Source organism: Arthrobacter sp. 210 2 (genome assembly GCF_059093025.1).
Genome location: NZ_JBNHIE010000004.1, coordinates 286,276 through 312,440, shown reverse-complemented (window position 1 = coordinate 312,440; position 26,165 = coordinate 286,276). Strand labels below are relative to the sequence as shown.

The window sequence follows — 26,165 nt, the reverse complement described above, 5'->3', positions numbered from 1 at the left end:
TGGGGCCTAAAGACAGGTGTGGGATTACGCGTGTGCTTGGCAGCTGCCGCAACCTACCGTTGGGCTAGCAGCGGCCAATGGGGGCCGTTCACCGGTCTCAGGAGCACACATGCGCACTTCCCCGTCAAAGCCGTCGGTTCCACGCCGCCTCGCCGCTGCCGTTGTCCTGCCGGGCCTGCTGGCCACCAGCTTGGTGCTGGTGCAGCCGGCCGTCGCCGGGACATCGTCCAACGGATCGATCTGCAATGGCGTGGTGAACCAGCTGGCACACCGGGGGACCGTCCAGGAAAACCTGCTGAAAGCCGCGGCCAAAAAGAACGCCGATGTCATTGCCAGGCTGCAGGCTGAACGTGATGGGCTGGCGGCACAGCAGGCGGCACTTATGGAGCAGATGGCTGCCGTGAATACGGAGATGGCGGCCCTCGAGGCGGAGGCACAGCAGCTGGCGAAAGACGTCAAGACTGCCGACGGCGACATCACCAGGCTTGAAGGGGAGAAAACCGCAACGCTGGCGGCCATCTCAGACACCCGGGAGGCCCTGGCCATCCTGCATGTCGACAAGGCCGGGGTCGAAGCCGAGCTCGCACCCCTGCTTGAGCAGCAGGCTGCGGCTGAAGCGGCCGCTGCCGGTCTTCGCGCCGAAGCGGCTGCCCTGTCCGCAGAAATGGCCGGTGCCCAGCGCGCGATCGATGCCGCTGCCGGCGAGCTTCTGGTCCTTCAGCAGGCGGCCGGGAAGGCGGCCTCTGAAGTGGCGGCCAAGGAAGCCCAGATCGAGGCGGCAGAGGACGATCTCACAACCCTGACCACCGCGGCGCAAGAAGCCGCCGCGGCGGTTGCCACCGCAACGGACGAACTGACCGCAGCCAAGAATGACCTCACGTCATGGGAGACAGCAGGCGAAGCCGCTGAGGAAGCCCTGCAGGCGCAGCGGGAGGCCATTCGGCTGGCAGAGCAGAAGCTCGCGGAACTGGAGGCAACGGCGGCGGCAGCGGACAAAGCCGTGGCAGATAAGAAAGCTGAGATCGCGGCCGTCGAAGCGGATCTGGAGGTTCGTGAAGCTGCCGCCGGCTCAGCAGCGGCAGCGCGCGCAGCCAAGACCGCCGAGATTGTTGCGGCCGAGGCACGCCTCGTCACCTTGGAGGCGGAGGCAGCGGCCGCGGCGGCCGCGGTGAAAGCCAACAATGACCACATCGCTGCGGCTGAAGCAGACGTAGCGGTATTCCAGGGCCGAATCAGCACCATAAATACCGCCATAGTGGCCATACAGGGTGAGCTGGCAACGGCCCAGGCCCAGCTGGGCCAGCTGGAGGCCAACAAGAGCGCCCTTGAAGCAGAGATCGCGGCTTTAACGGCGAAAATAGACAAGAACAATGGCAGCGCGAACGGCCTTATTACCCAACGGGCTGAGAAGCTGACGCTGCTTGCTGCCGTCAGCGCGCAGATCACCGACAAAGACGCCGAGATTTCCGGACTTCAAGGGGACCTGGCGGCCCTTAATGCGCAGGTGTCATCCTTGAACAGTCAGTTGCTGGCCAGGCAGCAGGAAAGCAGCGCGCTGCAGACGCTGTCCGTGCCGCTGCAGTCGGTCCTGACGATTGCGAATGCGGCCGTCACGGCCAAGGAAGGCGAGATCGCGAAGCTGACGGCCGAACTTCCCGCGCTTGAGGGCGCCGTGGACCAGGCGAACGGTGCCGTCGCTGGGAAGCAGACTGAACTGGACGCTTTGCAACAGCAGCTCACCATGCTTACGGAGACAGCCGTTGTGGCATCAGGCGAGCTCTCCACCCAGGAGACAATTCTGGAGGATATGGAAGCGGCGCTGCCGGCGCTCATCGGGAACGTCGCCGCTGCCGAGCAAGCCATTGCCGGCCAGAGGTCCGTGGTGGAGGCAAGGAAGGTGGCTTTGGCGGAGGCCGAGGCGGCCCGTGTTGCAGCGGAGTCCGCGGTGGGAGCAAAACAGCTGGAAATTTCAGGTCTCAAAGGCGAACTTCCGGCCCTTCAGGCGGCTGTTGATGCAGCGCAGAGTCTGGTTTCCGGCAAGACGAAAGAGATCGAAAGCCTGAACGCGATCATGGACAAGCTGGTGGCTGACCTGGCCCTGAAGAACGCGGAAATCCAGTCCAAGGAAGCGGAGATCCTCGTGCTGCAGGGCAGGGTGACGCCGCTTCTGGCCCAGCTCACCGCTCTGGAAGGTGAGATCACCGCGGCGGAATCAGCGCTCAAGGACCTGCAGCTCCAGCTGAACGCGCTTGACCGGCAGCTGGTGGAAGCCCAGGGTGTGCTGGCCGGCCTGGCGGGCAGGAAGGGGAGCAACAGTAAAGCCATTGATGTGCAGAAGGCAGTGGTGCGCAGCTTGCAGGATCAACTGGGGGCAGTGCAGACGAAGATCAATGCCATCGACACGCAGATCGGCTACGGAGGCTGCGCCGTTTAACGGCGTGGAAGACCGGCGCCCAATGATGTGCGCCGCAGCGAAGGGGCCAGGCCGTCAGGCCTGGCCCCTTCGTGTCTGCTCCAGGAGGCTACCCAGAGCCTCAACGACTTCCTTCGCCACGTCCTCCCTGGACTGGTGGTTCTGGCCCAGCCTCATCAGTTTGCTGAGTATTCCGAACATCACAGAAATAAGACGGGTACCGCCATGGTTATGCCTTTCGTGCCCGCCGTGACCCGGCGGGCAAAACTACGCAACGCTTCGAAAGGCCGGCACCTCACGTGACTCTTCCGCTTTCCATCCTTGACCTGGCAACCATCGGCAAAGGCCAGACGGCGGCGGAGAGTTTCGCAGGCAGCGTGGCCATGGCGCAAAGCGCCGAGCGGCTGGGGTACCGGCGGATCTGGTACGCCGAGCACCACAACATGTCCTCCATCGCTTCCTCCGCCACCAGCGTGCTGATCGCCCACGTGGCCGCGCACACGGAAAGCATCCGGCTGGGCGCCGGCGGCATCATGCTGCCCAACCACTCGCCCCTGACAATCGCCGAACAGTTCGGCACCCTGGAAACCCTGCACCCGGGGCGCATCGACCTCGGCTTGGGCCGCGCACCCGGCAGCGACCAGAACACCATGCGTGCGCTGCGGCGGGACCCGATGTCCGCGGACAGCTTTCCGCAGGACGTCCTGGAGCTCCAGGGCTACCTCACCGGCCCCACCCGCATCCAGGGTGTGGAAGCCACCCCGGGCAAGGGCACCAACGTGCCGCTCTACATCCTGGGCTCATCCCTGTTCGGCGCACGGCTGGCCGCCCAGCTGGGACTTCCCTACGCCTTCGCTTCGCACTTTGCGCCCAACGCGCTGCAGGATGCCGTGGCCATCTACCGCCGGGAATTCAAGCCCTCCGCCCAGCTGGATGCGCCGCACGTGATTGCCGGCGTGAATGTTATTGCCGCTGATTCCGCCTCTGAAGCGCAGGCCATGCTGCAGGAGACCAAGCGCGCAAGGGTCTCCCTGTTCTTCGGCGGCGGGCGGGAGTTCACCGACGACGAGGCGGACATGATCCTCGACTCACCGCAGGGCCAGCACGTCTCCCAGATGATGACCTATTCGGCGGTGGGCACGCCCGACGCCGTGATGGAGTATCTTGACAGCTTCGGCCGGCACGCCGACGCCGACGAACTCATCGTGGCCCACCAAAGCACCGGCACCGAGGCCCGGTTGCGGTCCGTCGAGCTGCTTGCCCAGGCGGCCGGCCTGGCCCGGGTGTAGCTGGGGGCGGCCACCCGCCGCCGGACTTTTCCACATACGCAGTGCTTTTACACATACGCAATGGTGGGGACTTTCGGCGGAAACCGGCCGGGCGGACCATGAGGGATGTCCCCTCCGGAGTTCCGGCGGACCTCCGGGGAGGGGCACCACCCGATCGCCGCGGGCCATCCCGCGGCTGCCTTACCGGGTGCGTCCTGCCTAAGGGGTGCACGAATGGCGATGCCGCTGAACCAAAGCGTGGCGGATTCCGCGCTGCTTACCCGGTCCCTCCCGCTGGGGCTGCTCCGTTCCTTCATCCAATCTGACGCGGCCGGCGACGGGCTGACTCCCACCCTGCTGGCGGAACTTAAGGTCCTGGCCCGGGTTCCGGGGCTTCTGGTTGCATGCAATTACGGCGGGACGCTCTGCGATGCCGAGGGGATCTCCACGGAAACCCTCCCCCTGGGAAGCGCTGCCATCGCCCTGCGCGCCCTCGCGGCGCTGCCCAACACCCATGCCGCCGTCATCTCCGGCCGTTCGCTTCGTGACCTGGCTGCCGTATCCCGCCTGCCCGCGGAAGTGCACCTCATCGGCTCGCACGGTGCCGAACCGGACATGCAGTTCGCGCATGTCCAGCCCCTGGCCACCGAAGCGGTTCTGCACAAAGTCAACGCAGCACTCACTGAGGCTGTGGGCTTCCATAAGGGAATCTGGATCGAGCGCAAGCCTGTGGCCGTTTCGGTCCACACCCGGCCTGCTACGGCGGACGTCGTCGCGGCTGTCACGGAAACCGCCCGGGAGATCGCCCGCAGCCACGGACTGTTCTTCATTGTGGACGGGTCGGTCCTGGACCTTTCGGTCGTGGAACCGGCGAAGGCCGAGGCACTGGAAAACCTCCGGTCGCGGCTCGGCGCCAGCGCTGCCATGTACGCCGGCGACGCCTACAGCGACGAGCTCGCCATCGCCACCCTCCGCGGGCCGGACATGGGCCTGCGGGTGGGCCCGGGGGAGACCCGCGCCGCGCACCGGCTCCGCGACCCGGAGTGCTTTGCCCGGGTCCTGGCCATCCTCTTCGAATTGCGCCGGGCGTGGCTGTTCGGCGAGGACGCCGTGGGGCTTGAGCGGCACTCCATGATCGGCAACGGATCCTCCACGGCCCTTGTCACCCCGGACGCCAGGATCTGCTGGATGAGCCATCCGCTCCCGGACTCCGGGTCACTCTTTGCCCACATCCTCGGCGGCGATGCGGCAGGGCACTTCTCCATCGAGCCGGTCAAGGCCTCCCAGGTACTGGGCCAGCGCTACGTGGACAGCACCATGATCGTGGAGACCCGCTGGGCGGACGTCACGGTCACGGACTACCTTGAACCTGCCCCGGAAGGCATCACCAGCCTGGTACGGGTCCTGTCCGGAAGCGGTGCAGCCCGGATCGTCTTCGCCCCCCGCCCTGACTACGCCAACGCGCCGTTCAGCATGGAGGCCCGCGGCGACGAACTGCATGTTGCGGGGACCTCGGACCCCGTTGTCCTCTACGCCCCGGGCGTGAAGTTCGCCATCGCCTCGGACGGCCGGCACGCCACGGCCACGGCCGCTGTCAACCTGCAGGACGGTCCAGTGGTGCTCAACCTGCGGTGCGGCGACACCGAACACCAGCCCGCAGATCCCGGCGGCGAAACGGACCGGCGGGCGGGCGTGGCACTCCACTCGCGGAGCTGGGTGCAGAGCCTGGACCTGCCCGGCGTCAAGCCCTCCCTGGTGCGCCGGTCCGCCCTGGTGCTCCGCGCGCTGGTCCACGAACCCACCGGCGCCGTGCTGGCCGCGCCCACAACGTCACTGCCCGAAGGGATCGGCGGCACCCGCAACTGGGACTACCGGTACTGCTGGCTGCGGGATGGGTCCATGACCGTCAACGCGCTGGTGGACCTTGGCTCCACGCAGGAAGCAGCCGGTTTCCTGGGCTGGCTTGGACGGATTTTGGAGCACGCCCCCGGCCCGGAGTGGCTCCATCCGCTCTACTCCGTGACGGGCGCGCCGCTCTCAACCGAAGCGGTCATCGACAGTCTCCCCGGGTATGCCGGCTCCCGGCCGGTCCGGATCGGCAACGCCGCGGACCACCAGGTCCAGCTGGATGTCTTCGGCCCCATCGCGGAACTGATCCATGCCCTGAGCGAAAAGGAGTCGGCGCTGACCGACGGCCACTGGGAGCTGATGGTCCAGATGGCTTCCGCGGTGCTGGCCCGCTGGCACGAACCCGATCATGGCATCTGGGAGGCGCGGCGCGCTCCCCGGCATCACGTGTACACCAAAGTGATGTGCTGGGTGACCCTGGACCGGGCGCTGCAAACCGCCGCCCGGCACGGGCGCACCCCCGACCCCTCCTGGGAAGCCACTGCCACAGCCATCCGGGACGAGGTGCTGCGTGAAGGCTGGGATGAGACAGCATCCTCCTACACCGTTGCCTATGACAGCCCCGATCTGGACGCCGCCGTCCTGCACATCGGGCTGTCAGGCCTGCTGGACGTCTCGGACCAGCGCTTCCTGGATACGGTCACGGCCGTGGAACGGGAACTGCGGGTGGGTCCCACCGTGTTCCGCTACAGGTACGACGACGGCCTGCCGGGCCTGGAGGGCGGGTTCCACATCTGCACCACCTGGCTGATTGAGGCGTACGTTGCGGTGGGGCGGGTTGAGGAGGCCTGGGACCTTTTCGACCAGTTGGTGAACCTCTTCGGGCCAACCGGGCTGCTGCCCGAAGAATACGATCCCGGCACCGAGACCCACTTGGGGAACCACCCGCAGGCGTACTCCCACCTCGGTTTCATCCGGTGTGCCCGCCTCCTGGACGCCCTGCAGGGCAGAAGGTAGCCGCTGGTCCTGATTGCTGCCTAGAGTGGAAGTTCCGGGTGCCTGCAGCGGACGGTTCCGGCAACGGAGACCAAGGCAGGAAACCCACCATGACAACCACATCTCAGGGCGTAGGATTCCGCTCCGAACGCGGGCCCATCCTCATCGCCCTCATGCTGGCCACGGGGCTCGTCGCGATTGATTCCACCATCGTGGCCACCGCCGTCCCGTCAATCGTGCGGGACGTGGGCGGGTTCTCGTCATTCCCCTGGCTCTTCTCGGCCTATCTGCTGGCCCAGGCCGTCTCCGTGCCCATCTACGGCAAGCTGTCCGACATGGCCGGCCGCAAGCCCATTATCCTGGCCGGCATCGGACTGTTCCTGCTCGGCTCCGTCCTGTGCGGCCTCGCCTGGAGCATGCCCTCGCTGATCGCGTTCCGGGCCCTGCAGGGGCTCGGCGCCGGCGCGGTGCTGCCGGTGTCCATCACGATCGCCGGCGACATCTATTCCCTGGAGGAACGCGCCAAGGTGCAGGGCTACCTCGCCAGCGTGTGGGCCGTGTCCTCCGTGGTGGGGCCGAGCCTCGGCGGAATCTTTGCGTCCCTGGGCCTGTGGCGCGGGATTTTCCTGGTCAACGTCCCCCTGTGCCTGCTGGCAGGATGGATGCTGCTCCGGACCCTGCACGAGAACGTGGAGCGGGCCAAGCACCGGGTGGACTTCGCCGGGGCGGCGCTGCTGGCAGTTTCCCTGGGACTGCTGATCCTTGGCGCCCTCCAGGGCGGCCAGGCATGGGAGTGGAACTCACCCGCCAGCATCGGCGTCTTTACGGTGGGCGGCGTGCTCCTGGCCCTCTTCCTCATGGTGGAGCGGCGGGCAGCGGAGCCCGTCCTGCCGTCCTGGGTGGTGTCCCGCCGCCTTCTTGGCACTACCGCCCTGGTGTCCTTCGGAGTTGGGGCGGTGCTGATCGGGCTGACCTCCTTCGTGCCCACCTTCCTGGAAGGGGCCTTGTCCAGCTCACCCCTGGTGGCCGGGCTGGCCCTGGCCGCGCTGACCGTCGGCTGGCCGATCAGCGCCTCGCAGGCCGGCCGGCTGTACCTGCGGATCGGCTTCAAGGCCACGGCCCTCATCGGCGTCTCCGTGACGGTGGCGGGACTCCTGGTCCTGGCCCTGACGGCAACCGTACCCAACGTGGCGTCCGTGGCCGGCAGCTGCTTCGTGGTGGGACTCGGGCTGGGGCTGGTGGCCACCCCCACCCTGATCGCCGCCCAGTCCAGCGTGCCCTGGAATGAACGCGGCGTGGTCACCAGCACCAACATGTTCGCCCGGTCCATCGGCAGCGCCTTGGGCGTGGCGGTGTTCGGGGCAGTGGCCAACGCAATCTACGCGGGAACCCCGGGCGGGGACAGCAGCGGTCCGGCGGTGGTGGCCGCTTCCGGTGCCGTCTTCCTGGCCGCGCTGGTGGCCGGACTGGTCACCGTCGCCGCGGTCCTGGCCATGCCCGCTGTCCGCGCCGGCACCAGCGGAGGGAAGGGGCCGGACCAGGTCCTCGCCGATGCGGAGGACAGCACCCAATAGCGGCAGTGCTTACCGGGAGGCGCGGAAGATCTCCGGTGCCGGGCGGGTGCCGGTGGCAAGGTCGGCAAGGATCCGGCCCACCACCGGCGTAAACTTGAAGCCGTGCCCGGAGAATCCGGCGCCTATGACCACCGGTCCGATCCGGTCCAGGATGAAATCCTCGTCCGGGGTAGTGGTGTAGGTGCAGCTGATCGCCTCGAAGGAATCGGCGTCCACACCCGGCAGCCAGGTCCGGGCGTAGTCCTGCAGCGCCGCGAGCTGCCTGGGTTCGGGCTGGAAGGACCGCCGGTCCGGGTCCACCACGGGCCCCACGCCGTGCCACCCGGCCTTGATCCCTTCGCCCGGGGTATGCATGCCGTACACCGGGGAGTACCAGCCCTGGTAGTCCCCGCCGGTACCGGGGTAGTGGTTGAACCCGGGCCACACAGCCTGCCCGTCGGTGATCCGGAAGTGCGCGGGCTGTTCCTGCGTGACGGTGAGCTTCGGGATCCGCAGCTTCGTACGTCCAACGGCACCCAAAAGCTTTTCGGTCCAGCCGCCCGCCGTCACCACCACCTGGGCCGCGGTGACCACCTCCATGCCCGCTGCGGACTCGAAACCCAGCCGGACGCCGTCGTCCATCACCTCGAAGTCCACCACCTTGGTGTGGTGCCTGATATCGGCGCCGCGGGCGACGGCAAGCCGCTGGAAGGCGGGCAGTGCAGCCTCCGGATTGAGCTGGCCGCCGTCGGGCATGTGCAGCACCTGCTGGTCGAACCGGATGCCGCCCCACCGCTCCCCTGCCTCGGCCGGTCGAAGGAACTCCGCGCGGATGCCGGCCTGGGTCAGCGCGGCAGCGACGTCGGGAAGCATCGGCTCGGGGCCGTGGTTCACAATGCCGGTCCGGGTGAGCAGCTTCTCGCCGCTGTCCTGCTCAAGTTCGTCCCACAGGGCCAGCCCTTCGGCCAGCATGGCCACGTACTCCGGGCGGTGGTAGCCGGGGTTCAGGTTCCGGGTGGTGCCGTGCGAAGCGCCGATCCGGTGCCCCGGGCCGAACTGTTCCACCAGCGTCACGTGGCGGCCCCGGCGCGAGAGCGCCCACGCGGCAGCCGAGCCCATGGCCCCGCCGCCGATCACCACAGTGTCAAGGATGGTGTGCATGGTTCTCCAATTGCTCTCTCGGTCCGGGTTGTGCAGTCAGTGCGTTCCTACGTGAGCAGCAGCGCGACGCCGATCATCGCAGGCACAGCCACGATGGTGGTAATCAGGACGGTGTCCTTTGCCACTGTAAGTCCGGTCTTGTAACGGCTGGCGGCCACGAAGACGTTCTGCGCGGTTGGCAGCGCCGAGGTCACCACCACCGCGAACAGGGCATGGCCGTCCATCCCCAGGGCAAACCGGGCGAAAAGGTACGCCAGTGCCGGCTGGACGGCCAGCTTGAAGCCGCTCGCGAGCAGGGTGTCCACGCGCCGGGCCGCCGCGGCCTGCAGTGGCCGGCTGCCGTTAAGGCTCATCCCGAACGCGATCAGCATCGCGGGGATCGCGGCCCCGCCGATCAGGTGGATGGGTTCCATGACCAGCGCCGGAACCTGGAAGCCGGTCCCGGCAACCACCAGCCCCAGCGCCGAACCCACGATCATGGGGTTCCGCAGGATCATCACGATAAAACTGAGGGGAGTGGTGCGGTGCGAGCTGGTGCTCGAATCCAGGATCATCAGGAACAGCGTGGTGAAGAAGGCGAGCTGGAAAATCAGCAGCGGGGCCACATAGCTGGCATCGCCCAGGACGTAGACGGCGATGGGGATGCCGAGGTTCGCCGAGTTGGCCAGCGACGCCGCCATGGAGGACATCAGGGATTCGGGCAGCGAGCGTTTCAGCCAGAACTTGGCGAGGGTAAAAAAGATAACCGCTGTGGACATGGCGGCCACCGCCGTCACCAGCAGTGGTTCGGCGAAGACTTCCTGGAGGCGGGCCTTGCTCAGCGTTTCGAAGAGCAGCGCCGGGCTGGCCACGAAGAAGGTGAGGGAGCTGAGGACCTGGCGGGCGTTGTCTCCGAGGATTTTCCGCCGGCCCACAAACCAGCCCACCAGGATGATGCACCACACCACAAAGAAGCCCGCCAGCACTCCTAGCACGGGGCAACCTGCCGGGCGCGGCGGAGTTGTCTACCGGGGCTCACGCTCCGGGTTAGAGTGCGGCGTTGTTAAGGGCGAACGGCGGACGCATCATCCCGGGGGTAAGCCCCTCGGCGGGGTCGTTGCCCAGCTGGATGACCTTGTTGTTCTCGTCCACGTGGACCACCCGGGGCTCGTACGCCTTGGCTTCCTCGGAGGTCATCTGTGCGTAGGTAATCAGGATGACAATGTCGTTCTCGTGCATGAGGTGCGCCGCTGCACCGTTGATACCGATGACACCGGAGCCGCGCTCGCCCGCGATGGTGTACGTCTCCAGGCGGGCGCCGTTGGTGACGTCCACAATGGACACGAGCTCACCGGGAAGGATGTCGGCAGCATCCAGCAGGTCCAGGTCAACGGTGACCGAACCTACATAGTGCAGGTCGGCGTGCGTGACGGTGGCCCGGTGGATTTTGGACTTGAACATTGTTCGATTCATAACGGCACAAGTCTAGCGCCGGCCCCGCTTCCCCGCAGTGACGCAGGGAACACTCGGCAGCACCCGCTGAGGGTAATGTACGACGGCGGGTGGTTACGCGGCGTCGTCCCGCGCCACGGCCGCCGCAGCCGCCGCCAGGGTTTCGCGGGCTGCGAGGATGGCAGGCCGCTGTGCGCTTGAACGGCGCACCGAGGTGAAAACCGTGCGGTGCGGCTTGCCCGGAAGCTCCAGCAGCTGGGCAGAGGTGCCGCGCCCGGTCCACACCAGGTCCGGCATCAGGGCCACCGCGTTGCCGGATTCAATCAGCCGGATCTGGGCCTGCAGGTCCGCGGTTTCGAAGCGGACGTCCGGTTCGAAGCCGGCGCTGCGGCACGCCTGCTCCGCCCAGTGGCGCGACGCGGCACCCCGTGGCTCCATGACCCACGCGAGTTCCGCGGTGTCCGCCAGCCCGCGGATGGCCGGGCCACCGTCGGACGCCGGGGGAACAGCCAGCCGGATGGCATCCTTGGTCAGGCGTACGCGGTCCAGCTCGGGATAACGTGGCGCGGCGTGCCCCGGGTACTGCTCGGCGATTACCAGGTCGAAGTCCCGTGCCCACGTCTCGTGGAGCGCCGTTTCGGGCTCACGCTGGATCATCTCGATCCGGACCTCGGGGTATGTGGCGGACATCCGTGTGAGGGTGTCCGGCATCAGCGCCAGCGCTGCCGACTGGAAGACCGCGATCCGCACGGTTCCGGTGACGGTTGTCAGTGACGCCGCCAAGTCCGCCTCGGCCTGTTCCATCGTCTGGAGCAGCTGCTCCGTGTGGGCCACCAGCACTTCAGCCTGCGGCGTCAGCTGCACCCGCCGGCCGGTTTTCCGGAGCAGCTCCACACCCACCTCCTTTTCCAGGAGGGCAAGCTGCTGGGACACCGACGACGGGCTGTACTGCAGTGCGTCCGCCACCTCCGCAAGGGTCCCGCGGATGCTTAATTCCCGGAGCAGCCGAAGCCTGCGGACATCAAGCATGAGGAATTCCTTACCGAAACTAACGAATATAGGTTAGAAGTAGTCACTTTATCTAATGCAAGCATGCTTGCATACTGTTGGGACCGAGTTACCCCCGTCACAGCCGATTTTCGGCGTGCCGCGGCGGGGTCGCACCCCAAGCAGGAGTTCCTGATGAGTACTAGAGATATGAGCCAGTCGGTCATGCGGCGCAAGCCCATCGATGACATTGAGGAAGAGAACAAACACAGTGGCCTCTTCAAGTCACTCGGGCTGTGGCAGCTGACCGCCATTGGCGTAGGCGGCATCATCGGCGTCGGCATCTTCTCCCTCGCGGGGCTGGTGGCCGCCGGAAGTGAAAGCGCACCCGGAGTGGGGCCGGCTGTGCTGATCTCGTTCCTTGTTGCCGGGCTTGCCTCCGCAGCAGCTGCACTGTCGTACGCGGAGTTCGCGGGAATGATCCCCCGCGCCGGCTCCGCCTACACCTACGGCTACGTGGCCCTGGGCGAAATTATCGGCTGGTTCATCGGCTGGGACCTCCTGCTGGAATACATCGCCATCGTGGCCGTGGTGGCCATCGGCATCTCCGGCTACTTCGACGCCTTCCTCTCCGGCATCGGCATCAACATGCCCCTCTGGATGACCTCCACCGCTGACGAGGGCCGGGGCGGCATCGTGAACATCCCGGCCATCGTGGTGTGCCTCCTGGTGACCTGGATCCTTTCCCGCGGTACGAAGGCGTTTGGCCGGTTCGAACTCGTGGCCGTGGCTATCAAGGTCATCCTGATCCTCTTCATCATCGGCCTGGGCGTCTTCTACATCGACACCAACAACTACAACCCGTTCATGCCCAGCGGCTTTGGCCCCGTCCTGGCCGGCGCGGCCACCGTCTTCTTCGCCGTCTTCGGCTACGACGCCATGAGCACCGCCGCCGAAGAGGCCAAGGACGGCAAGAAGCACATGCCCAAGGCCATCATCCTGTCGCTGATCATTGCCATGCTGCTCTATGTAGCCGCCACGCTGGTGCTGACCGGCATGCAGAACTACAAGGACATCGACCCCACGGCCGGTTTCGCCTCGGCCTTCACGGGTGTTGGGCTGCCGGTGATTGCCACGATCATCTCCGTGTTCGCCGTCCTGTCCATCCTTACCGTGATGCTGACCTTCCTCCTGGGCGTCACCCGTGTCTGGTTCTCCATGAGCCGCGACGGCCTGCTGCCCGGCTGGTTTGCCAAGACCGACCGCCACGGCACCCCGCAGCGCGTCACGTGGATTGCCGGCGTCGCCTCGGCCCTGCTGGCGGGCGTCTTCCCCATCAAGGCTGTTGCTGACCTGACGAACATCGGCATTCTGGCGGCGTTCGTTGTGGTCTGTTTCTCCGTGATCGTGTTCCGCTACAAGAGGCCCGACGCGCCGCGCACCTTCCGCCTGCCGCTGATGCCTGTCATTCCGGCCTTCGGCGTCCTGGCATCGGCATTCCTGATGTTCCAGCTCCACTGGGAAACCTGGGCACGCTTTGGGGTGTGGCTGGTGGTGGGCCTGGCGATCTACTTCTTCTACGGCAAGAAAAACTCCCTGATGAACCCCGCCAGCCCGCGGCACGAGGAGATCGTGGAGATGCACCGCCCCCTCCGCTGACCGGCCCTCGGGACGCTCTCTCAGCTTCCGCAGGTTTTCACGCGACGCCCTCTCACGTTCGGCGGAAATAAAAGAACCCTTTCCCACAGTCCTGTGGGAAAGGGTTCTTTTGGTTTCCGGGCTGCAGGCCTACTGGGCGACGGCGTTCTCATGGCTGGCAGCCATGGAGTGCGGAACCGCCAGCAGCGCAACCACGGCGAGGGCGCCGGCCGCTGCGAAGATGTAGAACCCCCAGGGGTAGGCGATGCCGGCTGCGACCAGCCCGCCTGTCACGGCAGGTCCGGCGATGGCGCCGATACGGCCCACGCCTGCGGCGAATCCAAGTGCCGTTGCGCGAAGGCGGGCCGGGAACAGCTGGCTGACCCAGGCGTACACGAGCACCTGGGAACTGAAGACAAACACTCCCGTGACGAAGACCAGGGCGTTAAGCAGGATTGCGTTGTCCACCTTGATGCTCAGGAGGGCGAGGCACACCGCCGAAAGGCCGAACCACAGCAGCACGATGGGTTTGGTGCCGTGCTTGTCCGCCAGGACGCCGGCGATGATGAGGCCGGCAACGGCGCCAAGGTTCAGGACCAGGAGCAGGGACAGCCCTGCGCTGACGGGGTAACCGGCGGAGGCCATCAGCTGCGGAAGCCAGGTATTCAGGCCATAGACCAGCAGCAGGCCCATGAACGAGGCTGCGGCAATCGCCGCGGCGACCAGGGGGTAGGGCTTTTTGGCCAGATCCCGGAATCCCGTCCGCTCCTCCGTCCTTGCAGTCCGGACGGAGGGCAGGGTCTCGGGAAGTTTGAACCACAGGAACGGCAGGAGAACCAGGCCGGCGATGCCGCCCACCACGAACATGGTGCGCCAGTCCGGGATGACGATCAATGCAAGGAAGGCGGTGGCCACGGCGCCCACGTGGTATCCCGTCATGGTACGGGTTGTGGACTTGCCGGCGGAACCTGCCGGGGCATAGTCGTTCATGTAGGCAAGGGCAGCCGGAAGGCAGGCCCCGAGACCGGCCCCTGCAAGAAGCCGGAAGGCACCAAATACGGCGACGTTCGGTGCCCACACCACCGCGAGGGTGAAAATCGAGAACCAGAGCACGCATGCAATCAGCAGGTTGCGGCGCCCGAAGCGGTCGGAGAGCGGGGCGATGAAGAGTGCTCCCAGGCCCACACCCACGAGGGAAATGGTGGCCACGAACGTTGCGCCTACGGCGTCGAAGCCCAGTTCGCCCGTCTTGATGAGGGTGGGGATGACGGTGCCGAGCACCACGAGGTCAAAACCGTCCAGGACCATTGCCAGCCAGCAGAGCCACACGGGCCACCGTGACGGGGAGGTGGAGGGGGAAGTTGTCATGGAATCCTCATTGATTAGGGACAGATGGGAGCGCAGCCGGCTGAGAGCCCCGACACACGGTGGCGTGACCTGCGGCATGCTTACGGTCAGCCAGAGTACAGCGCGGTTCATTGAACGTACAAATGTTCGAAAGACGAACAAAAGCGGCGGGCATCGGGTGCGCTCGCGGGCGGATGGGGACGCCCTTCACGAGGCTCCAAAAGCTTCATGTTTTCTAACCTGTATTGCTTAGAAAACATCGCTTTATCTTATGTGACAGCAAGCTCATACTGGTTCTAAGACCTCCTTGAATCCCCAGGAAAGAACGAGAAAAGCCATGACCCACATTGCAATGGAACCGGCAGTTGCAACCGGCCTCGCGCCGCAGACCGTCGACGTCGACGTGCCCCAGGCCAAAGCACTGGCCAACGACGCCGTCGCCCTGGTCCGCCGCTGGCTGACCGAGGCAGCGAAGGTTCCCGTCGACGCCTCCGCCGAGCAGTTGGCCGGCGTCCTGAAGGACCCCAACGGCCTGGAATTCACGGTCGGCTTCGTGGACGGCGTGGTCCGTCCCGAAGACCTGAACGTCGCCGCCCGGAACCTCGCCGCCCTGGCCCCCAAGGTTCCCGCGTTCCTGCCCTGGTACATGCGCAGCGCAGTGCAGCTGGGCGGCACTATGGCACCGGTCCTGCCGCAGGTTGTCATCCCCATCGCCCGCAAGGTCCTCCGCGAAATGGTGGGCCACCTGATCGTGGACGCCACCGACGCCAAGCTGGGCCCGGCCATCGCTAAGATCCGCAAGGACGGCGTCAAGCTCAACGTCAACCTCCTGGGCGAGGCCGTCCTCGGCGAGCACGAAGCCTCCCGCCGGCTCGAAGGAACGCACACCCTGCTGGCACGCCCCGACGTCGACTACGTCTCCATCAAGGTCTCCTCCACCGTGGCACCGCACTCCGCCTGGGCCTTCGACGAAGCCGTGGAACACGTCGTGGAGAAGCTCACCCCGCTGTTCCAGCGCGCCGCCTCCTTTGCCCGCGATGGCGGGAAGGCCAAGTTCATCAACCTGGACATGGAGGAGTACAAGGACCTGGACATGACCATCGCGGTCTTCACCCGGATCCTGGACAAGCCGGAGTTCAAGAACCTCGAGGCCGGCATCGTGCTCCAGGCCTACCTCCCGGACGCACTCTCCGCCATGATCCGCCTGCAGGACTGGGCTGCCGAACGCCGCGCCAACGGCGGCGCCGGCATCAAGGTCCGCGTGGTCAAGGGCGCCAACCTGCCCATGGAGCAGGTGGAATCCTCCCTGCATGACTGGCCGCTGGCCACCTGGGGCACCAAGCAGGACTCCGACACCAGCTACAAGAGCGTCATCAACTACTCCCTGCACCCGGAGCGCATCAAGAACATCCGAATTGGCGTCGCCGGCCACAACCTGTTCGACATCGCCTTCGCCTGGCTCCTGGCTAAGCAGCGCGGCGTGGAATCCGGCATCGAATTCGAAATGCTGCTGGGCATGGCCCAGGGCCAGGCTGAAGCGGTCAAGAAGGACGTCGGCTCGCTGCTGCTGTACACACCCGTGGTGCACCCGTCCGAGTTCGACGTCGCCATCGCCTACCTGATCCGCCGCCTCGAAGAGGGCGCCAGCCAGGACAACTTCATGTCCGCCGTGTTCGAACTCAGCGAAAACGAAGCCCTCTTCGAACGTGAAAAGCAGCGCTTCCTCTCCTCCCTGGAGGCCCTGGACAACAGCGTTCCCCTGCCAAACCGCCGCCAGGACCGCAGCCTGCCCCCGGCCCCGATGCCGCACGAAGGCTTCGACAACACCCCCGACACGGATCCGTCCCTGCCGGCCAACCGCAACTGGGGCCGGGCCATCCTGGAGCGCGTCCCGTCCTCCACCCTCGGCAACGCATCCGTGGCGGCAGCATCCATCAAGGACGAGGCCACACTCAACACCGTCATCCAGACCGCCCTGGACAAGGGCAAGGCCTGGGGCCAGCTCTCCGGCGACGAGCGCGCCGAGATCCTGCACCGCGCCGGCGACGTCCTGGAGGCCCGCCGGGCCGACCTGCTCGAGGTCATGGCCAGCGAGACCGGCAAGACCATCGACCAGGGTGACCCCGAGGTCAGCGAGGCGGTGGACTTTGCCCACTACTACGCCGAGTCGGCCCGTAAGCTGGAAAAGGTCGACGGCGCTACGTTCGTTCCGGCGAAGCTCACCGTGGTGACGCCGCCGTGGAACTTCCCGGTCGCCATTCCGGCCGGCTCCACCCTCGCGGCACTCGCCGCCGGCTCCGCCGTCGTGATCAAGCCTGCCAAGCAGGCCGCTCGCAGCGGCGCCGTCATGGTCGAAGCCCTCTGGGAAGCAGGCGTTCCAAAGGACGTCCTCACCATGGTCCAGCTCGGCGAACGGGAACTCGGCAAGCAGCTGATCTCGCACCCGGCCGTGGACCGCGTGATCCTCACCGGCGGCTATGAAACCGCCGAACTGTTCCGGTCCTTCCGGCAGGACCTGCCGCTGCTGGCCGAGACCAGTGGCAAGAACGCCATCATCGTCACCCCCAGTGCAGACCTGGACCTGGCAGCCAAGGACGTGGCCTACTCCGCGTTCGGCCACGCCGGCCAGAAGTGCTCCGCCGCCTCACTGGTGATCCTGGTGGGCTCCGTGGCCAAGTCCAAGCGGTTCCACAACCAGCTGATCGACGCCGTCACCTCCCTGAAGGTGGGCTACCCGGAGGACCCCACGAGCCAGATGGGGCCCATCATCGAGCCTGCCCACGGCAAGCTCCTGAACGCCCTCACCACCCTGGGCGACGGCGAAAACTGGGCCGTTGAACCCAAGAAGCTGGACAACACCGGAAAGCTCTGGAGCCCGGGGGTGCGCTACGGGGTCAAGCGCGGTTCCTACTTCCACCTGACCGAATTCTTCGGCCCGGTGCTGGGCGTGATGACGGCCGAGACCCTCGAGGAAGCCATTGCCATCCAGAACCAGATCGAGTACGGCTTGACTGCCGGCCTGCACTCGCTGAACCCGGAGGAGCTGGGAATCTGGCTGGACTCCATCCAGGCCGGCAACCTTTACGTCAACCGCGGCATCACCGGTGCCATCGTGCAGCGGCAGCCCTTCGGCGGCTGGAAGAAGTCGGCAGTCGGCGCCGGCACCAAGGCAGGCGGGCCCAACTACCTGGCCGGCCTGGGTGACTGGGTCTCCTCCCGCAGCACGGCAACGGCTGCCGTCACCCACCCCGGTGTCCGCCGGATCATCAACGCCGCCGGCGCCGCCCTGGAGCCTGCTGAGCTGGAATCCGTCCAGCGCGCCCTGGCATCCGACGCCGAGGCCTGGGCGGAGGAGTTCGGCACCGCCAAGGACGTGTCCGGGCTGAGCGCGGAACGCAACATCTTCCGCTACCGCAGCCTGCCCGTGACCATCCGTCTCTCAGAAGACGCGCCCTTGGCGCACCTCGTCCGGACCGTCGCAGCCGGCGTGCTGGCGGGCTCGGAGCTGACGGTGTCCACCGCCGTGGAACTTCCCGCCCAGCTGCGCCCCGTGCTCACCGCGCTGGATATCGACGTGACGGTGGAGTCCGATGCCGGCTGGCTGGCTTCCGCGGGCCGGCTCGCCAAAGCGGGCAGGCTGTCCGGCGCGCGTATCCGCCTCATCGGCGGCGACGCCACGGCGCTCGCCGAAGCAACGGGCGGCCGTCCTGACTTGGCGGTTTACGCCCACCCCGTCACCGAGGCAGGCCGCGTTGAACTGCTGCCGTTCCTGCACGAGCAGGCCGTCAGCATCACTGCCCACCGCTTCGGCACACCGAACCACCTCTCGGACGCCTTGATCTAGGTCCGGGGATGATGCACTAGGGCAAGCAGAAGGCCGGGCGGCCACCCTTAGGGGGCCGTCCGGCCTTCTTGATGTCATGTGTCCGCGCCGGCTGCGCGGCAGGAGACCTTGGGAAAATTAGCCCAGGTACCACCCCGGAGGTGACCACGTCACCGGGACGCTGTGGGCTGAGAAATCCTCGCAACGCGTGCAGGTGTAGGCGACTTCGCCGAGCGTAGCCACAGACCCGTCACGGCGGTAGGTGGGCGGGATGTAGGACTCGAGGTAGACGAACTCGTCGGTGCGGCACTTGTCGCAGGTTGGCTTACCCACATAACCGGAATCCGTGGTTGCTATTCCGGCGCCCAGGGTGGATTGGCGTGTGGAAGGCCGCGCGGTGGTGTGCGGACGTGCATGGGCCGCACTGAAATGGGTGTTCCTGGCTGTCGTCATTGGCTGCCTGTCCCGGGCGCGTTCACTGTGATTCAGGCGCGCTCGTGTTGCTGAACCGGCCAGCTGCTTGACCTGGAAAACCAGCATAGATTATGCAACGTTCCGACATCAATGGAGAACGGGTTGTCTCGTGTGCTAAGGCCGCCTGTTAGCCCTGGCGGTTGATGGTCCGGCCCACGATCGACTGCGTCAGGGCATCGATCACCTCCGTGTTGGCCAGCGGGTTGCGGATCAGCGTGAAGTCCACGTCCCCGACGGCCGGAAGGTCGAACCGGCGGGTGATGATTTTCAGGTCCTCGGGAACCAGCGACGACGGCATGACGGCCACGCCGATTCCCGCGCGGACGGCGGCCAGCACCCCGCTGATCTGGCGGGTGGTGCATGTGATGCGCCAGGTCCTGCCATGCGCCTCGAGGGCGTCGATGGCAAGTTTCCTGCTCAGGCTGGGGGAGGGGTAGGCGATGAGCGGGACTGGATGGCCCGGTTCCAGCGTGGTCTGCTCAAGTCCCACCCAGGAAAAGGAATCGTGCTGCACCACCGTGCCGTCCTTGGCGCCTGCCACCCATTTCACGAACACCAGATCCAACTGGCCGGCATTCAGCTTGCGGTACAGCTGGTCGCTTTGCCCCACCGTGAGTTCCAGGTTGATCTGGGGATAGATCTGCCGGAACTCCCGCAGGATCCGGGGTAGTCCGGTTATCGCAAGATCATCCGCGGTGCCGAAGCGGAGCCGCCCACGCATGGCGGAACCGGAAAAATAGCGTGCCGCAGAGTCATGCGCGGACAGAATGTTCCGGGCAAAACCGGCCATCGCATCCCCGTTGTCAGTGAGCCGGACGTCACGGGTATCCCTGGTGATCAGCACCCGCTTGGCTGCCGTCTCCAGCTTCCGGATGTGCTGGCTGATGGTGGGCTGGGCCAGGCCCAGCCGCTCGGCGGCCTTGGTGAAACTGAGGGTTTCGGCAACGGCCAGGAAAGAACGCAACTGGGCTGGTTCGAACACGTCGGGCTCCTTCGGCCGGCACCGCCGGATCTCTCATTGTGCTTCGCAATACGAGTTATAGGGAGAATAGGACTCCATAATCCGTTGGGCCCAGCCTAGCGTTAAGGGCATCCCGGACCGCCCGCAATTTTGAGGACACCACTGTGGCACCCCCACCGCCGTCATCGGCAAGCGTCACCCAGCCCGTCATCGATTCCGCGGGCACCGCTCCGCCGGACAACCAGACCCAGCCGCTGCCGGTTGCCTCGGAACGCCTTCCCTGGCGGCACACCTTCATCTCCCTGAGAGTCCCCAACTTCCGGATTTTCGCGGCAGGGCATTTCATCGCCGTGATCGCGATCTGGATGCAGCGGATCGCCCAGGACTGGATGGTGCTGCAGCTCTCCGGTTCCGTGACTGCCGTGGGGATCACCGTGGCGCTGCAGTTCCTGCCCTCGCTCCTCCTGGGGCCGTGGGGCGGCATGGTGGCCGACCGCTTCGCCAAGCGGAAGATCCTGATCCTCTGCCAGAGCCTTGCCGCGGTGCTGGCTGCAGCGCTCGCAGCCCTTGCGCTCACCGGAGCCGTCCAGGTGTGGCACGTCTATGTGATCGCACTGGTGCTGGGCCTGGTCACGGTCCTCGACCAGCCTGCGCGGCAGGTGTTCGTCAACGAACTGGTAGGACCCACATACCTGCGCAACGCCATCAGCGTCAACTCCACCACCTTCCAGCTGGGTGGCTTGATCGGCCCGGCCCTTGCCGGGCTGCTGCTGACAGCCGTGGGTGCCGGCTGGGCTTTTGCCGCCAACGCCGTGGCCTGCTGCTCAACGGTGGCCATGCTGCTGGTCCTCCGGAAGGACCAGCTCTTCGTGAGCCCGCCGGCGCCCAAGTGCAAGGGGATGCTGCGCGAGGGTCTCCGTTATGCCCTGAGCAAGCCCACCATCTACTGGCCCTGGCTCATGGCCGGTTTCATTGCAGTGTTCGCCATGAGCCTTCCCGTGGTGCTTGCCGCCTTCGCGGACCACGTGTTCAAGGTTGGTGCCGGCGGCTATGGCCTGCTCAATGCACTGGTGGCGCTGGGCGCCCTGGCGGGGGCCGTGGCTTCCACCCGCCGCCGGCAACTCCGGCTCCGGTCAGTAGTGTTCTGCGCAGGAATGTACGGGGCCATGCTGTGCCTCGCCGCCGGGGCGCCCTCCATGGCCTGGTTTGGCGCTGCGATGGTCCTGTCCGGATTCTGGTGCCTGATGTTCCTCACGGGTTCCAACCAACTGGTCCAGGTCAGCTCCAACATGGGCATCCGCGGTCGCGTGATGAGCCTCTACATCATGGTGCTGATCGGCGGCCAGGCCCTCGGCGGACCCATGCTCGGCTGGATCGCTGAACATGCGGACCCGCACGTGGCCCTGCTGGTTTCCGGCGGGGTGCCGGTGCTCGCGGCCCTGACCGTCGCCGTCGTCCTGGCGCGAAAGGGTTCGCTCAAGCTGCAGGTGGACTTCAAGGACCGGAGCCACCCGGTGCGCATCGTGAAAGCGGCCGCCGCCGCCTGAGAATGCAGATGCCGGCGCGTTTCCTGCGTGCCGGCATCGCTCAACGAAGGTGCGCTTTACAAAGCCGGTTGCACCTGCAGCACACGGTGCGGGTACGCCTCATCGCGCTGCTGGAACTCCAGCACGTCCTGGTTGCGCACCACTCCGTCGCGGATTTCAATGGCACGGGTGATGGTGTCGCTTCCCGCCCAGGAATCGGGCCCGCCCATGACCGTTTCCAGGAACGGCTGCAGGGCCTGGCTGATTTCCCAACTCGAGGAATTCCACAAATACGACGGGCTGTGGTCCACCGCGTAGTAGCTGATGTGGTCCCCGATGGTCACCATCGGCTCGGCAAAGGTGGTGGAACGCGCCCAGCTGAAGCCCATGCCGGGGTCACAGGACACGTCGATGATGAGGCTGCCCGGGGCGAAGGCGTCCAGGTCCTCGGTCTGCAGATACGTCAGCGGATTGTTCGGGTCCTGCAGGGTGCAGTTGACCACGATGTCGCTTTCGGCGAGGAACGGGGCGAGCGGAACCCGGCCCCGCTCGGTGATGACCTGGCTCAGGAAGGGCGCCTCGTCGTCGTGGTCGAACTGCACGATGTTCACGGAGTGGATGGGGGCGCCAACGGCGGCGACTCCCCGGTTGGTCAGCACCTGCACATCGTGGATCCCATGCGCATTCAGCGCAGTGACGGCGCCACGGGCGGTGGCTCCAAAGCCAATCACCACGGCACTCAGGCGCCGCCCGTAATCTCCCGTTGAACCCGTCAGGGAGAGCGCATGCAGAACCGAACAATACCCGGCCAGTTCGTTGTTCTTGTGGAACACGTGCAGGCCGAACCCGCCGTCGCTGGCCCAGTGGTTCATGGCCTCGAAGGCAATCAGCGTGAGCTTCTTGTCGATGGCCAGCTGCGTGATGGCGCGGTCCTGGACGCAGTGCGGCCAGCCCCACAGAACCTGCCCGTCACGCAGTTCGGCGAGATCCTCTGGCTGCGGCTTGGGCAGCAGCACGATGTCCGCTTCCGCCAGCAGCTCTTCCCTGCTGGCGATCGTGCCCACAAGGGTGGCGAGGTGCTGGTCCGAAACGCCGAAGCGCTCGCCGTAGCCGTGCTCCAGGATGATGCGCCGCCGCAGGGCCGGGGCAATGCGTTCAAAATGCAGGGGATGAATGGGGAGGCGGAGTTCGTCCGGTTTCCTTGTTGATGCCAGGACTCCCAGGCTCAGTTGGCTCTGGTGGCCGGTCACTTCTTTTTGGGAGCCTTGCCGGACGTGATGTCCAGGGAACTGGCCGGTGCGGAGGCGGCCTTCTTATCTGCGCGTTTTTCCTTGATGGACTTGCCGGACTTTTTTGATGCCGTTTGACGCGGGGACTTGTCAGCCATGATTGCTCCTGTAGCGGAACCGAAAAGGTTCCTGACTACTGACGATACACCTGGGCGCCTAACGGGACTCCTGGGCTGCAGGTGCCGCCAAGGGCAAGAGTGGAGCGGCTGACGGGAATCGAACCCGCGTATCAAGCTTGGGAAGCTAGCGCTCTACCATTGAGCTACAGCCGCATCGCCCCCACTCGCGCGGGGCAGAACTTAGCTTAGCGCAGTTGCGGCGGCGTGCCGCCCAACCCCGAAGCCGCGCCGCCGTGTCCCCTTACCCGCGGCGTCATCCAGTAACTCTTCAATAACGTCCCCCTGCCTGGCTAGGTGGGGACACAGTGCGCTGGCTAACCTGAACCGGATAGCTGCGGGCGTCAGGGGGAGGCGGCTATTGCGGCAGGCCGACGTCAACCACAGGAAGAATTTCATGGCATTCGCAGAGCACGAGGTCCTCATCCGGCGTGACGCCATGGCTGTGTACCTGTACCTGCTCGACGCCACCAATCTTCCGCTCTGGCGCGACGGTGTCCGCAGCGTCAAGCTGCTCCAGGGCCCGGCCGGGAGCAAGGGCGCGGTGTACCGGCAGATGGTGGCAGGGCGGTCCGGACTGAGCATTCCGGCCGACCTGGAAATCACCCAGGCAAGGCCAGGGGCGGAGATAGAGTTCCAGGTCACCTCCGGCCCCGCCAACCGCACGGGCGGTTACTACCTCAGCACCGAGAGCTCGGGAACCCGCGTCCGGTTCGCGCTGGAAGCATTGCCGGAGGGCTCATTCGGCTTCCTCGACCGGCTCGGCCTCCTGAACCGGATGGTCCAGCGAAGTGTCTGCTCCGAGGTTGCCCAGCTGGACCGGCTCAAGGACGTCCTGGAACTTCAGCCCGCCACCCAGTAGGCGGCCGCAGCTTGTCGCGCATCCGCCGCCCGGGTTGGCCTACTGTGCCAGCCGCTGTCCGGACCACGGCCCGGCGATGTTCGACGGCGTGGCAAGGGTTCCACCGGTCAGGTCCCAGTACTGCACCGCGTCCGACGCCCGGCGGAGCGCCAGTCCCGTCGAGTTCAGTCCGGTGACGTCCCGCAGCGCCTTGACGCCCGTGACGTCCTGCCACCCCGTGGCGACAGTCGGCCTCGCTTCCGCCCGCAGGGCGATGGTTCCCCAGCCCCGATAGAGCTGCACAGCACCATCGGACCGCACTGCCAGGATGTCCTGGAAGCCGTCGGCGTCGTAATCAACCATGGAGAGCCGGCTGGCCGTGATGCCGCTGGCAATAAGCGTGCGTCCGGAAAGGTCACCGGTGCCCTTGTTGGGGTACAGGTAAAGGCCGCCGGCAGTATCCAGGGCGAGGATCTGGGGCATCCGGTTGTTGGCGCACCAGCCACCCACCGCCAAGGTCAGGGACTGCCATCCCCCCGCTCCGAGCGTGGCAGGAGCCTGGAATCCACCGGTGGCGATGCCCCGGTGGAGCGTAAGGTTCCCGTTGGTCCATTGCGTCAGCAGGTCATACGCGCCGTCACGGTCCCAGTCCGTCACGAAGACCTCCTTGGCGCCGCTGAACCCGGAGCCGATCACCTTGGCCGGAGCGTAGGAGCGCGCGCCCAGCGAGGACCGGTTAAGGAGCTGGCCGGCGGAATCCACGGTTACCAGGTCTGCCGGGCCCTTGATCGCGGCGGCGGACAGGTCAAGCGTGGGCGGCATATGCCTGACGGGGGCATCGCACATGCTGGCAACCGGCGGCGGGAAGGCGTTGCCTGAGCCTGCGCCGCCGGGGGAATCGGTGGTGCCTGCCGGAAGTGTTGTGTAGCCGAAGAAGTTGACCACGCCCCAGATTTTGTACGTGCTGTCCGTGTACGAGATCCCGGCGCCCATGACATTGAAACGCGGGTCGAGCAGCATGGCGTTGTGGCCCGGGGAACCCTTCCACCATTCCACCAGCTGAGCGGCATCGCGGTCCGTGCGGATGGCGATGACCTCGCCGGCGCCGTTGTTCGGATTCATGGCGCGCGGATCCGTCCAGAAACTGGCGCGGTGCTCAATCACCTCACGCGAGGCAATGTTGTCGGACCATTCCTGCGCCAACCCGGCAACGGTGGCATGGTATTTCACCGGGTTCAGCTTGTTGGCCACCCTGTATTCATTGATCCGGTTGAACACCGTGAGGACAGCTGCGGTATTGCTGTCCCGGACCAGGCCCTCCGGTGCGGGCATCGCCGTGGCGGACTCGGGGGCCGCCAGGCGGGTGGCCGGGGGTGTGGCCAATTCCTCGTCCGGCGCCCACAGCGGCGGGATCCAGGGGACAGGGTCTGCAGAGCCGGCCGGAGCAGGTTCTCCGGTAACCGCGGGCGTGGGCGCAGGTGCAGCGGGGGCATCTGTGGACGGGCTGACGGCGGGCTCGGTGACCATGCTTGTCGCAGCAGCAGGTGATGCCGGGCGGATGTCCGGTTCCACAGCGGGTTTCAGGATGGACCCGGCGGATCCACCGCCGGCGGAGGCACCGCCGTCGTTGACCGCAGGCTCCAGTGAGACGCCCAGCGGAGCCGCTGCGCCGGCCGACTGGCTGGCGGGCGCAGGCACGGACAGTGTTCCCGCTGATGATGAGACCAGCGCCAGGGCGCAGAGCACACCAATAAAAGAGGGCGCAACCAATTTATTCACAACATCCCCAGCTCTGTTGGGCCATCCGGGAGACCATCCGGCGCCTGTGCATCTGAGGCAACATTAGCCCCACTAGGCCACAGCAACAACGGGAAAATATAGGTGTGGATAACGCATACGGTAATTTGGGACGGTGCTGATCTCTGACCGCGATATTCGTGCCGAAATAGACTCCCAACGGATCGTGCTGGAGCCGTACGATTCGGCGATGGTGCAGCCGTCATCCGTGGACGTCAGGATCGATAAGTTCTTCCGGCTTTTCGACAACCACAAGTACGCGCACATCGACCCTGCCCAGGAGCAGCCTGAGCTGACGCGGCTGGTGGAAGTGGAGCAGGACGAAGCCTTTATCCTGCACCCCGGCGAGTTCGTCCTGGGCTCAACCTACGAGACTGTTACGTTGCCGGATGACATCGCGGCCCGCCTGGAAGGCAAGTCCTCCCTGGGGCGGCTGGGGCTCCTGACCCACTCCACCGCCGGGTTCATTGACCCCGGTTTCTCCGGCCACGTGACCCTGGAGCTGTCCAACATGGCCACGCTGCCCATCAAACTGTGGCCGGGCATGAAGATCGGCCAGCTGTGCTTTTTCCGGCTGACGTCCTCCGCTGAGTACCCGTACGGCCATGGCGGGTACGGCAACCGCTACCAGGGCCAGCGCGGGCCCACAGCCAGCCGCAGCCACCTGAACTTCCACCGCACCAGCATTTAGGGCAG

19 protein-coding genes and 1 tRNA gene are annotated in these 26,165 nt (G+C 66.1%); 9 read left to right on the top strand and 11 right to left on the bottom strand.

The window, feature by feature from the left end:
* Positions 1 to 109 precede the first annotated feature (109 nt).
* The 4 genes from AC5RWA_RS10985 (at position 110) to AC5RWA_RS10970 (ending at position 8,099) form a co-directional block, all read left to right on the top strand.
* A complete protein-coding gene (locus AC5RWA_RS10985) occupies positions 110 to 2,434 on the top strand; it encodes a coiled-coil domain-containing protein (RefSeq protein ID WP_494057613.1) in 2,325 nt (774 codons plus the stop codon).
* Between the two features lie 278 nt (positions 2,435 to 2,712).
* Positions 2,713 to 3,702, top strand: a complete 990-nt coding sequence (locus tag AC5RWA_RS10980) for an LLM class flavin-dependent oxidoreductase (protein ID WP_079595421.1) — start codon at positions 2,713 to 2,715, stop codon at positions 3,700 to 3,702.
* A 213-nt stretch (positions 3,703 to 3,915) separates the two neighbouring features.
* Entirely contained in the window at positions 3,916 to 6,546 is a 2,631-nt protein-coding gene (locus tag AC5RWA_RS10975; RefSeq protein ID WP_494057612.1) for a trehalase-like domain-containing protein, read from the top strand.
* An 89-nt stretch (positions 6,547 to 6,635) separates the two neighbouring features.
* Entirely contained in the window at positions 6,636 to 8,099 is a 1,464-nt protein-coding gene (locus AC5RWA_RS10970) for an MFS transporter (protein WP_494057611.1), read from the top strand.
* Between the two features lie 9 nt (positions 8,100 to 8,108).
* On the opposite strand, the gene AC5RWA_RS10965 is transcribed toward AC5RWA_RS10970, so the two are convergent.
* From AC5RWA_RS10965 to AC5RWA_RS10950, 4 genes are all read right to left on the bottom strand, one after another.
* Positions 8,109 to 9,239, bottom strand: coding sequence for an FAD-dependent oxidoreductase (locus tag AC5RWA_RS10965; protein ID WP_494057610.1), 1,131 nt, complete (start codon positions 9,237 to 9,239; stop codon positions 8,109 to 8,111).
* 47 nt (positions 9,240 to 9,286) lie between these two features.
* Positions 9,287 to 10,213, bottom strand: a complete 927-nt coding sequence (locus AC5RWA_RS10960; RefSeq protein WP_494057609.1) for an AEC family transporter — start codon at positions 10,211 to 10,213, stop codon at positions 9,287 to 9,289.
* A gap of 52 nt (positions 10,214 to 10,265) precedes the next feature.
* Positions 10,266 to 10,691: an aspartate 1-decarboxylase gene (panD, locus tag AC5RWA_RS10955; RefSeq protein ID WP_176156730.1), complete on the bottom strand. Its 426-nt coding sequence runs from the start codon at positions 10,689 to 10,691 to the stop codon at positions 10,266 to 10,268.
* A 93-nt stretch (positions 10,692 to 10,784) separates the two neighbouring features.
* A complete protein-coding gene (locus AC5RWA_RS10950; RefSeq protein ID WP_494057608.1) occupies positions 10,785 to 11,699 on the bottom strand; it encodes a LysR substrate-binding domain-containing protein in 915 nt (304 codons plus the stop codon).
* A gap of 153 nt (positions 11,700 to 11,852) precedes the next feature.
* Between AC5RWA_RS10950 and AC5RWA_RS10945 the strand changes: the two genes are divergently transcribed.
* Positions 11,853 to 13,316: an amino acid permease gene (locus AC5RWA_RS10945; RefSeq protein ID WP_494057607.1), complete on the top strand. Its 1,464-nt coding sequence runs from the start codon at positions 11,853 to 11,855 to the stop codon at positions 13,314 to 13,316.
* A 129-nt stretch (positions 13,317 to 13,445) separates the two neighbouring features.
* Here AC5RWA_RS10945 and AC5RWA_RS10940 read toward each other — a convergent pair whose 3' ends face one another.
* Positions 13,446 to 14,663, bottom strand: a complete 1,218-nt coding sequence (locus tag AC5RWA_RS10940) for an MFS transporter (protein WP_494057606.1) — start codon at positions 14,661 to 14,663, stop codon at positions 13,446 to 13,448.
* A gap of 316 nt (positions 14,664 to 14,979) precedes the next feature.
* Between AC5RWA_RS10940 and AC5RWA_RS10935 the strand changes: the two genes are divergently transcribed.
* Positions 14,980 to 18,486: a bifunctional proline dehydrogenase/L-glutamate gamma-semialdehyde dehydrogenase gene (locus AC5RWA_RS10935; protein WP_494057605.1), complete on the top strand. Its 3,507-nt coding sequence runs from the start codon at positions 14,980 to 14,982 to the stop codon at positions 18,484 to 18,486.
* 117 nt (positions 18,487 to 18,603) lie between these two features.
* Here the strand turns inward: AC5RWA_RS10935 and AC5RWA_RS10930 are convergent, their stop codons facing one another.
* Both AC5RWA_RS10930 and AC5RWA_RS10925 read right to left on the bottom strand, forming a co-directional pair.
* Positions 18,604 to 18,918: a hypothetical protein gene (locus AC5RWA_RS10930; RefSeq protein WP_494057604.1), complete on the bottom strand. Its 315-nt coding sequence runs from the start codon at positions 18,916 to 18,918 to the stop codon at positions 18,604 to 18,606.
* A gap of 148 nt (positions 18,919 to 19,066) precedes the next feature.
* Complete coding sequence (locus AC5RWA_RS10925; protein WP_494057603.1) at positions 19,067 to 19,921, bottom strand: LysR family transcriptional regulator; 855 nt, start codon at positions 19,919 to 19,921, stop codon at positions 19,067 to 19,069.
* Between the two features lie 143 nt (positions 19,922 to 20,064).
* Between AC5RWA_RS10925 and AC5RWA_RS10920 the strand changes: the two genes are divergently transcribed.
* Positions 20,065 to 21,447 (top strand): MFS transporter, encoded by a 1,383-nt coding sequence (locus tag AC5RWA_RS10920; protein ID WP_494057602.1) that lies wholly within the window; start codon positions 20,065 to 20,067, stop codon positions 21,445 to 21,447.
* A 56-nt stretch (positions 21,448 to 21,503) separates the two neighbouring features.
* Here the strand turns inward: AC5RWA_RS10920 and AC5RWA_RS10915 are convergent, their stop codons facing one another.
* The 3 genes from AC5RWA_RS10915 to AC5RWA_RS10905 all read right to left on the bottom strand — a co-directional run bounded on the left by AC5RWA_RS10915 (position 21,504) and on the right by AC5RWA_RS10905 (position 22,987).
* Complete coding sequence (locus AC5RWA_RS10915) at positions 21,504 to 22,676, bottom strand: N(5)-(carboxyethyl)ornithine synthase (RefSeq protein WP_494057601.1); 1,173 nt, start codon at positions 22,674 to 22,676, stop codon at positions 21,504 to 21,506.
* Complete coding sequence (locus AC5RWA_RS10910) at positions 22,673 to 22,813, bottom strand: hypothetical protein (RefSeq protein WP_176156728.1); 141 nt, start codon at positions 22,811 to 22,813, stop codon at positions 22,673 to 22,675. The genes AC5RWA_RS10915 and AC5RWA_RS10910 overlap by 4 nt, the downstream gene beginning before the upstream one ends.
* Before the next feature lie 100 nt (positions 22,814 to 22,913).
* Positions 22,914 to 22,987: transfer RNA gene (locus AC5RWA_RS10905), tRNA-Gly, on the bottom strand.
* A gap of 241 nt (positions 22,988 to 23,228) precedes the next feature.
* On the opposite strand from AC5RWA_RS10905, the gene AC5RWA_RS10900 reads away from it, so the two are divergent.
* Complete coding sequence (locus AC5RWA_RS10900) at positions 23,229 to 23,693, top strand: SRPBCC family protein (protein ID WP_494057600.1); 465 nt, start codon at positions 23,229 to 23,231, stop codon at positions 23,691 to 23,693.
* A 39-nt stretch (positions 23,694 to 23,732) separates the two neighbouring features.
* Here AC5RWA_RS10900 and AC5RWA_RS10895 read toward each other — a convergent pair whose 3' ends face one another.
* Positions 23,733 to 25,451 carry a CAP domain-containing protein gene (locus AC5RWA_RS10895; RefSeq protein WP_494057599.1) on the bottom strand — a complete coding sequence of 573 codons (1,719 nt, stop codon included), beginning with the start codon at positions 25,449 to 25,451 and terminating at the stop codon, positions 23,733 to 23,735.
* A 133-nt stretch (positions 25,452 to 25,584) separates the two neighbouring features.
* Here AC5RWA_RS10895 and dcd point away from each other — a divergent pair, with 133 nt between their 5' ends.
* A complete protein-coding gene (gene dcd / locus AC5RWA_RS10890; protein WP_115523542.1) occupies positions 25,585 to 26,160 on the top strand; it encodes a dCTP deaminase in 576 nt (191 codons plus the stop codon).
* Positions 26,161 to 26,165: the final 5 nt, after the last annotated feature.

What these genes read in the sequence shown, in the direction of transcription:
- AC5RWA_RS10985 (WP_494057613.1), top strand. Translation starts at nt 110, where the DNA reads ATGCGCACTTCCCCGTCAAAGCCGTCGGTTCCACGCCGCCTCGCCGCT.
- AC5RWA_RS10975 (WP_494057612.1), top strand. Translation starts at nt 3,916, where the DNA reads ATGGCGATGCCGCTGAACCAAAGCGTGGCGGATTCCGCGCTGCTTACC.
- AC5RWA_RS10970 (WP_494057611.1), top strand. Translation starts at nt 6,636, where the DNA reads ATGACAACCACATCTCAGGGCGTAGGATTCCGCTCCGAACGCGGGCCC.
- AC5RWA_RS10965 (WP_494057610.1), bottom strand. Translation starts at nt 9,239, where the DNA reads ATGCACACCATCCTTGACACTGTGGTGATCGGCGGCGGGGCCATGGGC.
- panD (WP_176156730.1), bottom strand. Translation starts at nt 10,691, where the DNA reads ATGAATCGAACAATGTTCAAGTCCAAAATCCACCGGGCCACCGTCACG.
- AC5RWA_RS10950 (WP_494057608.1), bottom strand. Translation starts at nt 11,699, where the DNA reads ATGCTTGATGTCCGCAGGCTTCGGCTGCTCCGGGAATTAAGCATCCGC.
- AC5RWA_RS10945 (WP_494057607.1), top strand. Translation starts at nt 11,853, where the DNA reads ATGAGTACTAGAGATATGAGCCAGTCGGTCATGCGGCGCAAGCCCATC.
- AC5RWA_RS10940 (WP_494057606.1), bottom strand. Translation starts at nt 14,663, where the DNA reads ATGACAACTTCCCCCTCCACCTCCCCGTCACGGTGGCCCGTGTGGCTC.
- AC5RWA_RS10935 (WP_494057605.1), top strand. Translation starts at nt 14,980, where the DNA reads ATGACCCACATTGCAATGGAACCGGCAGTTGCAACCGGCCTCGCGCCG.
- AC5RWA_RS10930 (WP_494057604.1), bottom strand. Translation starts at nt 18,918, where the DNA reads ATGACGACAGCCAGGAACACCCATTTCAGTGCGGCCCATGCACGTCCG.
- AC5RWA_RS10910 (WP_176156728.1), bottom strand. Translation starts at nt 22,813, where the DNA reads ATGGCTGACAAGTCCCCGCGTCAAACGGCATCAAAAAAGTCCGGCAAG.
- AC5RWA_RS10900 (WP_494057600.1), top strand. Translation starts at nt 23,229, where the DNA reads ATGGCATTCGCAGAGCACGAGGTCCTCATCCGGCGTGACGCCATGGCT.